Source organism: Pontibacter sp. BAB1700 (assembly GCF_000277005.1).
GTDB classification, from domain to species: Bacteria; Bacteroidota; Bacteroidia; order Cytophagales; family Hymenobacteraceae; genus Pontibacter; species Pontibacter lucknowensis.
On sequence record NZ_AKIS01000168.1, the window covers coordinates 1 to 6,902 of the forward strand.

Consider the following 6,902-nt stretch of genomic DNA (forward strand, 5'->3'; position numbering starts at 1 on the left):
GTAGTATAGTTATAACATTGATTTTGGAATTAGTATTAAAAGTGGTGTGATCTAATAGGAGTATTGGGTGAAAATGCAGAAAATAAGATAATTGCTGATATTTTTAGATTCTTGGTTGCACAAAAAAGCCCTCCTCTGTAACTGCATATCCAGCTTCAGAGGAGGGCTTCTATTGTAGCTAGCTGTTAGCTAAGAACTCAAGCCGTAGTTATACAGGTGTGTACGGGCATATTGAGAGCGTACTTCCTGGAATATGGTTTTCACAAAAGACTGGTCTATACCTGCACTGCTGGCTTGGTGCAGGAGGTTTTCCAATACCAAATCCCAACGTACCGGATCAGGCGTCTCAGCGTTCTGGTCAACTGGTTTGCCATAGTCGCCGAGCTGCGCTGTGACTTTGGTACGGCGTGACAGCAAAGTCAACAACTCATCGTCCAGGTGCTCGATCTCTTTGCGCAACTTTTCCAGCTGGGCACTCTGCTTCAACTTCTCGGCAGGGGCCTGCTGTTGCTTCAAAGCCTGCAACAGCATGTGCAATTCCTGCGGCATGATCTGCTGCTGGGCATCGCTCAAGGCGGCAGCAGGGTTGTAATGCGACTCTACCATCAGGCCATCATAGCCCAGGTCGAGGGCACGCTGACTCACCGGGCGCAACAGACTGCGACGACCTGCTATGTGACTGGCGTCGCAGTACATGGCCAGGTCAGGTACCTGCTGGCGCAACTCAAGGGCATGCTCCCACTTCGGGTGGTTGCGGTATGGGGCACTGTCCAGGGTTGAGAAGCCACGGTGCATGGCACCAAGCTCCGTGATGCCGCTGTTGTGCAAGCGCTCCAAAGCGCCAAGCCACAAGGCCAGGTCCGGGTTTACCGGGTTTTTTACAAGTACAGCCACCTGCACGCCTTTTAGAACATCGGCTATCTCCTGCACCAGAAAGGGGTTTACCGTCGTGTGGGCACCGATCAGCAGGATGTCCACGCCATGCTGAAGGGCCTGCTCTGTTTGGGTAGCATTGGCTACTTCACAAGCGGTGCGCAGACCTGTTTCCTGTTTTACGGCGCGCAACCACTCTAGCCCGATTGTGCCTACTCCATTGAAGCTGCCCGGACGGGTGCGTGGCTTCCAGATGCCTGCTCTGAATACCGATACTCCTTTTACCTTTTTCAGGCCAAGGGCGGTTTGCAACATTTGCGCTTCACTCTCAGCGCTGCACGGACCCGCAATCACCATGGGCGCTTCTGGCTTACCAATTGGCTCTGTTGTCCTGCTAATTTCATGCTGCTGTGTGCTGCTGTACTCATGGGTGTATGTAATTTAAAATATGCCTTAAAACAAAAAAGCCCCGCTTGTGGCGGGGCTCCTGTGGTACCTGTGTATGTTGATGTTTTACCTAACGCACAAAGTTCTACCAGGGAGCCCCGTCGGAGGCACCAGCATAGAATTCGTAAAAATGGAGGCGTTAGCGAAAATCATTTCTTCTCAATTAATATGCAATTGAAGTTATTAATACTGACAAAAGCAAATATAAGCAATGAATTTTAGTGAAAAGTTTTAAAGTCCAGCTTTAAGGGAGTGTAATGTCAGGCGGCGGTGGCAGTTCATTATCCTTCTTCGGGAAGAGGAGTGAAGCAACAATGGAAACCGTCAGTATAGTGCCTACTACGAGCAAAGCATAGCGCATATCCAGATGGTAAATATCGCTCAGCAGCAGCTTGGCACCGATGAAAACCAGGATCAGCGACAGGCCATAGTGCAGGTAATGGAACAGCTGCATGATGCCGGCCAGAGCAAAATAAAGTGCCCGCAGACCCAGCAGCGCAAACACATTGGAGGTATAGACGATGAACGGATCTTTTGAAATTGCCAGGATAGCAGGTATAGAATCGGCTGCAAACACCACATCGGTACTTTCTACCATGATCAGTACCAGGAAGAGTGGCGTGGCGTAGAGTTTGCCGTCAATCCTGGTGAAAAACTTACCGCCTACGGCTGTTTTTGTAAAAGGCAGCTTTTGGCTGATCCAAACGATGAATGGATTTTGCTCGGGATGCAATTCGTCATCATCTTTCGTGAAGGCCATTTTGGCACCGGTGTATACCAGAAAAGCGCCTAGAATGTAAATGATGAAGTGGAACTTGGCAATTAGCGCCACACCTACCAGGATGAAAATACCACGTAGCACCAAAGCGCCTATGATACCCCAGAACAGGATCTTGTGCTGGTACTGGAGCGGCACTTTGAAGAAATTGAAGATCAGGATAAAGACAAAGAGGTTGTCGACGCTCAGCGACTTCTCGATCAGGTAGGCCGTCAAAAACTCCAGGGCGGGAGCGGGGCCTTTCCAATAATAGATGATCGCATTGAACGCCAGCGACAACGCCACCCAAAAGGCGCTCCACAGCAAGGCTTCCTTTATCTTGACTTCGTGCTCCTTTCGGTGAAAAACGAAGAGGTCGAGACCCAGCAACAGCAGGATGAATGCGTTGAATATGACCCAAAAAAGTATGGTATCCATAGGCTAGCGAAACTTGACAGGTATAGACTTTCTTTATCAAATAGGAGCTACACCTAATTCGTAAAGTTAGTCGATTTAGCGCGGGATACGCAGCTTTGTGGTGAGAATATATTTTGAAAAAAATTGAAGCCTATCAGGTATGGTCGATAGCTAGTAACGGTCAAAATGACGGAAAAAGCTGTTCACCTTCATGCGGATTACCCCCAGTACCGCTTCCTTAAATATACCCTTTGACATCTTGGACTGACCCTTAGTGCGGTCAGTGAAAATGATGGGCACCTCCTTGATCTTGAAGCCATACTTGAAGGTGAGAAACTTCATTTCAATCTGAAATGCGTAACCCACAAAGCGAATCTTGTTGAGTTGGATAGTCTTGAGCACTTTGCGACGATAGCACACAAAACCTGCGGTAGTATCGGCAATGGGCATACCCGTGATCAGGCGTACATACAGGCTGGCGAACCAGGACATCAATACCCTGCTCATAGGCCAGTTCACCACGTTAACGCCCTGCACGTAACGGCTGCCAATCGACATGTCGTGTCCTTCTTCGGCACAGGCCTGGTAGAGGCGCACCAGGTCATCGGGGTTGTGCGAAAAGTCAGCGTCCATCTCAAAAATGTACTCGTAACCCTGACGCAAAGCATATTTAAAACCATGAATGTAAGCCGTACCCAAGCCCAACTTGCCCGTGCGTGACTCGAGGTGCAGGCGCTCTGGAAACTCCTGCTGTAAGCTGCGAACAATATCAGCCGTGCCGTCAGGGGAACTGTCATCCACGATCAGCAGATCAAAGGGGTAGGGGAGTGACATCACCTTCCTGACAATAGCCTCAATATTTTCCTTTTCGTTGTAGGTGGGTATGATCACCAGCGAGTCATTCATACCGCAAATATAGTTATTAGGCTATTGAGCGAGAAGCGGCGCGGGTATTAATTTTGGCGGCAATGGCTTTGGCTTCGCGCACGCAGTCTGGTACCGAAACGCCGGCATACCAGTTGGCAGAGATGAAAAGACCGTCCTGCTCGAGCACCTCCGCCATATGGTGGGCATCCTCAATGTAAAGGTCGAACTGCGGCAGGGCGTGTTGCCACAGGTGCAGGTGCTGGTATACGGGGGCCAGGGCCTTGATCTGATAGGTTTGGCAGAGCTCCTGGTGCACCTGCTCAAGTAGGCTGCGTTCCTCGAGTTGGGCATGTTCGGCAAAGCGCGTGCCACCTACATAGGATGTAATCAAAACCTCGTGAGAGCGGCAACGCCCCTCAAACAGGGAGCTCGTCCAGATAGAGCCTGACGTGAAAGACTGCTCCTCCCAGGGATGGAGCGCCCCGAAGCCTTGCAGCGGGTGTCCAACTTCCGCACGGTTGTACACGGTGTGCACCACTGCCATAGGCGGGTAATTGATGTTCTGGAGCGCTGCCGACATACCCGGGTAGGTAAACTCAATCAGCTCGGCTGCCTGATGGGCAGGAAGGGCCAGTACCAACTTATCATATTCTTCATTGTCATGGTCGCCGTTGGATGCGCAGCTGATGATGAACTTGCCTTTGATGCGGGTGATGAACTCTACTTTGTGGTCGAGGTGCAGCGAGATCAATTTGTCGGCAATGGCGTGTGGCAAGGTGGACATACCGTTGCGGAAAGAGAATGCACGCTGGAACACGCCACGTTTCTTTTTCTGCACCATGCCTTCCAGCACCGAGCCATACTGCGTTTCCAGTTCTTTGAGCTCCGGATGCGCTTTGTTTACCAACAGCTGCCTGGGATCGCCGCCGTAAAGGCCGCTGATCATAGGAGCCGCCAGGTAGTCCATCTGCTTTACTCCAAAGCGTCGCTCGAAAAAATCCGATACGGTTTCATTTTCTACTTCGGCTGGCGGTTGCTTGCGTTCCTGCAGAATCCTGTGCTTTTCTTCATTCGAAAACAAGTCGTTGGCCAGAAATGATTTGGGGCTGGCTGGTACCGGGTATAGCTTGCCATCGTGCAGCACATACCTTTTGTTATTGCGCGGCGTCAGCGGTAGCAGCTCGGTCTCCAGTTTAAGTTCGGTGATGAGCTGCAACAGCTCCTCGTTCATCTGTAAAGTGTTGGGTCCCAGTTCGAAGGTATAGCCATTTTTACGCAGGGTACGCATATTGCCACCCACCTCGCTGCCGGCCTCAAACAGGTCGTAGGCCACGCCTTGCCGCTGCAGGTAATAGGCCAAGGACAAGCCCGAAATTCCCGCTCCGATTATCGCTACTCTCATGATTTCTTGCTTGTAAGCTGTTAATATTTGTGCCTTTCTGCTGCAGTATTGCTGCCGGGGCATGCATATCCAACGTAATAATTCTAATTTTAGCGCCTCAACCTATAGACTGACAATGCAGCGAAAGTGCGTATTCCTGGACCGCGACGGTGTGCTCAACCGCGAACGAGGAGACTATACCTATACCCTGGAAGATTTTGAAGTGCTGCCGGGCGTGCCGGAGGCTTTGGCGCTTTTGAAGCAAAACGGCTTTTTGCTGATTGTGGTTACAAACCAGGGCGGTATAGCCAAAGGCCTGTATACCAAGGCTGATGTGATAGCCTGCCATCAGAAATTGCAGGACGCCTGCGATCACCTGATCGATGCGCTCTACTACGCTCCATCGCATCCCAAATACTCCGAATCGCTCTCCCGCAAACCCGACAGCCTGATGCTGGAGCGAGCCATCGCCAGGTATAATATAGACCCTGCCCAAAGCTGGATGGTAGGCGATTCCCACCGCGATCTGGAAGCTGCTGAGAAGGTAGGTGTGCGGAGCATTATTGTTGGCGATAAGTATAATCCCGGCAGCTATACCTGGCAGGTAAATGACTTGTGTGAAGCGGCGCAGGTTATTTTAGGGGAAGAGGGAAAGAAAGACTAAGATTTATACATAATTTCTTATATTTAACATAAGTGGAGTTGCTTTTAGCAGACAGACGTGTGTTGGGAAAGCGTATTTGTCCGCTTTCGGGCAAGTTGGCAAACAATTAAATCATAAAAAAAATAACTATGAAAATTAAATTCTTCATTACCTATTCCTTCATTTTCGCTGCCTGTACCCTTGGATACTCCCAAAAAGTAATGGAAGTAAACATGAATGACAAAGACTGCATCCACGTGATTGATGGATTGATTTCATCTCCCAATGAAAGTGCCCTGACAAGCTTGCTCATTTTGAACAGGCGGTTAGCCAAGAAAAGTTAGAGAAACTTGGTTTCAGCAACCGACAATGTGTGATGGTCAAATCGTCCGCTGACATCGACATTGAGAACTATATCTACAGACAAGTACATGAGCAAGTACAGCAGATTGGAACCAAGTATAAGATTCCAATTGCAGTAAATGAAAAACTAACTTCCAATCACACAGATAGACGGAACCAGCTAAGCAAAATAAAAGCTGAAGAGGTAAAAAAGATTAAGTTCTTAAAAAAGGCAGAAGCACAGGCAAAGTACGGTGATACAGTTGTCTTTGGCCTAATAGAAATTACTGTATAAGAAGATCGCTTGCCAACAAGGTGTAAAGGTCTGTCTTCGGCCGACGGCCTCCGCCGTCGCTTACACGAGTCCGTTGTATGTCATCTGGATTATACATGAAAAGCCTAAAAATTATTTCACTTTAAAAATTTATTATGGCCGCACCTTGGCTGAAATCATATCGCTTTACAACGGTATTATTTGCCAACCCGTTCTCCACCTCCATAGGTGGTCTGTTTTTCATGTGGCTGTTGGTCCTTCCCGTGCTCCGATGCCACGCGCAGCCTTCGGGTAACAGCACAGGCACCCGGCCATACTTAGAGACCCCTTATTCAACTCTCGTGCCGTATGAAGATGAAAGGCAGGCCCTGACCCTGAATCCGGGCAACTCCGGCTACTACCGCAACCTCACTAGCCTTTGGAAAGTAAACGACACAGCAGCAACAGAAGGGGGTGCGCTTGCAGTGGCGTTTGATATCCCCGAGAACTGGCAAAACAGGCAGACTTTTCTCTGCTTCTCCGTGCTGAAGGCTCCTGTCAAAGTCTTTGTGAACGGAAAAGCGGTGGATACGCTCAAGCAGGAGCTTCCCGCCAAGCTCAACATTACCTCCTTTCTGCAGAGAAGCGGGAACCTGATTGAGCTACAGTCATTGGACGGGAATGTAAAGGAGGAGGGCTTTACTTCGCTGGCTGATTCGGCCTACGCTTTCTCCGGGGCTAACATTCACGTAAAGGATATCGAGCCATTTGGGCTCGCGGATCCCGATGTGCCAAGAGCATGCTTTGAATACAGAGTTAAAGACTACAAGGGCCAACCATGGCACCTCCACGACCTGCTGTACTATTTGAAAGTGTACAGGCACGAGGGAAAAGAAATCTTAAGTTATGATACTTTCAAAAG

General features: G+C 49.5%; 8 protein-coding genes. 4 read left to right on the forward strand and 4 right to left on the reverse strand.

Annotated features, from left to right (window positions below; genetic code table 11):
- Nucleotides 1-189 precede the first annotated feature (189 nt).
- The 4 genes from O71_RS17760 to hemG all read right to left on the reverse strand — a co-directional run bounded on the left by O71_RS17760 (nucleotide 190) and on the right by hemG (nucleotide 4,763).
- Nucleotides 190-1,230: a chorismate mutase gene (locus O71_RS17760; protein WP_007659638.1), complete on the reverse strand. Its 1,041-nt coding sequence runs from the start codon at nucleotides 1,228-1,230 to the stop codon at nucleotides 190-192.
- Nucleotides 1,231-1,564: 334 nt separating this feature from the next.
- The gene (locus O71_RS17765) at nucleotides 1,565-2,515 is read right to left on the reverse strand and encodes a TerC family protein (protein WP_007659640.1); all 951 of its coding nucleotides are present in this window, start codon (nucleotides 2,513-2,515) and stop codon (nucleotides 1,565-1,567) included.
- 150 nt (nucleotides 2,516-2,665) lie between these two features.
- Nucleotides 2,666-3,400, reverse strand: coding sequence for a polyprenol monophosphomannose synthase (locus O71_RS17770; RefSeq protein WP_007659642.1), 735 nt, complete (start codon nucleotides 3,398-3,400; stop codon nucleotides 2,666-2,668).
- 16 nt (nucleotides 3,401-3,416) lie between these two features.
- Entirely contained in the window at nucleotides 3,417-4,763 is a 1,347-nt protein-coding gene (gene hemG / locus O71_RS17775; protein ID WP_007659643.1) for a protoporphyrinogen oxidase, read from the reverse strand.
- Nucleotides 4,764-4,878: 115 nt separating this feature from the next.
- Here hemG and O71_RS17780 point away from each other — a divergent pair, with 115 nt between their 5' ends.
- From O71_RS17780 to O71_RS17795, 4 genes are all read left to right on the forward strand, one after another.
- Nucleotides 4,879-5,406 carry an HAD-IIIA family hydrolase gene (locus O71_RS17780; protein ID WP_007659644.1) on the forward strand — a complete coding sequence of 176 codons (528 nt, stop codon included), beginning with the start codon at nucleotides 4,879-4,881 and terminating at the stop codon, nucleotides 5,404-5,406.
- A 128-nt stretch (nucleotides 5,407-5,534) separates the two neighbouring features.
- Complete coding sequence (locus O71_RS17785; protein WP_007659645.1) at nucleotides 5,535-5,729, forward strand: hypothetical protein; 195 nt, start codon at nucleotides 5,535-5,537, stop codon at nucleotides 5,727-5,729.
- Nucleotides 5,730-5,758: 29 nt separating this feature from the next.
- A complete protein-coding gene (locus O71_RS17790; protein WP_192811704.1) occupies nucleotides 5,759-6,022 on the forward strand; it encodes a hypothetical protein in 264 nt (87 codons plus the stop codon).
- Between the two features lie 134 nt (nucleotides 6,023-6,156).
- Nucleotides 6,157-6,902: beta-galactosidase (locus tag O71_RS17795; protein WP_007659647.1), on the forward strand; the 746-nt coding region annotated here is incomplete at its 3' end.

Bases quoted from the DNA above. Each gene is read 5' to 3' on its own strand.
- O71_RS17780 (WP_007659644.1), top strand. From the start codon at position 4,879: ATGCAGCGAAAGTGCGTATTCCTGGACCGCGACGGTGTGCTCAACCGC.
- O71_RS17765 (WP_007659640.1), bottom strand. From the start codon at position 2,515: ATGGATACCATACTTTTTTGGGTCATATTCAACGCATTCATCCTGCTG.
- O71_RS17785 (WP_007659645.1), top strand. From the start codon at position 5,535: ATGAAAATTAAATTCTTCATTACCTATTCCTTCATTTTCGCTGCCTGT.
- hemG (WP_007659643.1), bottom strand. From the start codon at position 4,763: ATGAGAGTAGCGATAATCGGAGCGGGAATTTCGGGCTTGTCCTTGGCC.
- O71_RS17770 (WP_007659642.1), bottom strand. From the start codon at position 3,400: ATGAATGACTCGCTGGTGATCATACCCACCTACAACGAAAAGGAAAAT.
- O71_RS17760 (WP_007659638.1), bottom strand. From the start codon at position 1,230: ATGGTGATTGCGGGTCCGTGCAGCGCTGAGAGTGAAGCGCAAATGTTG.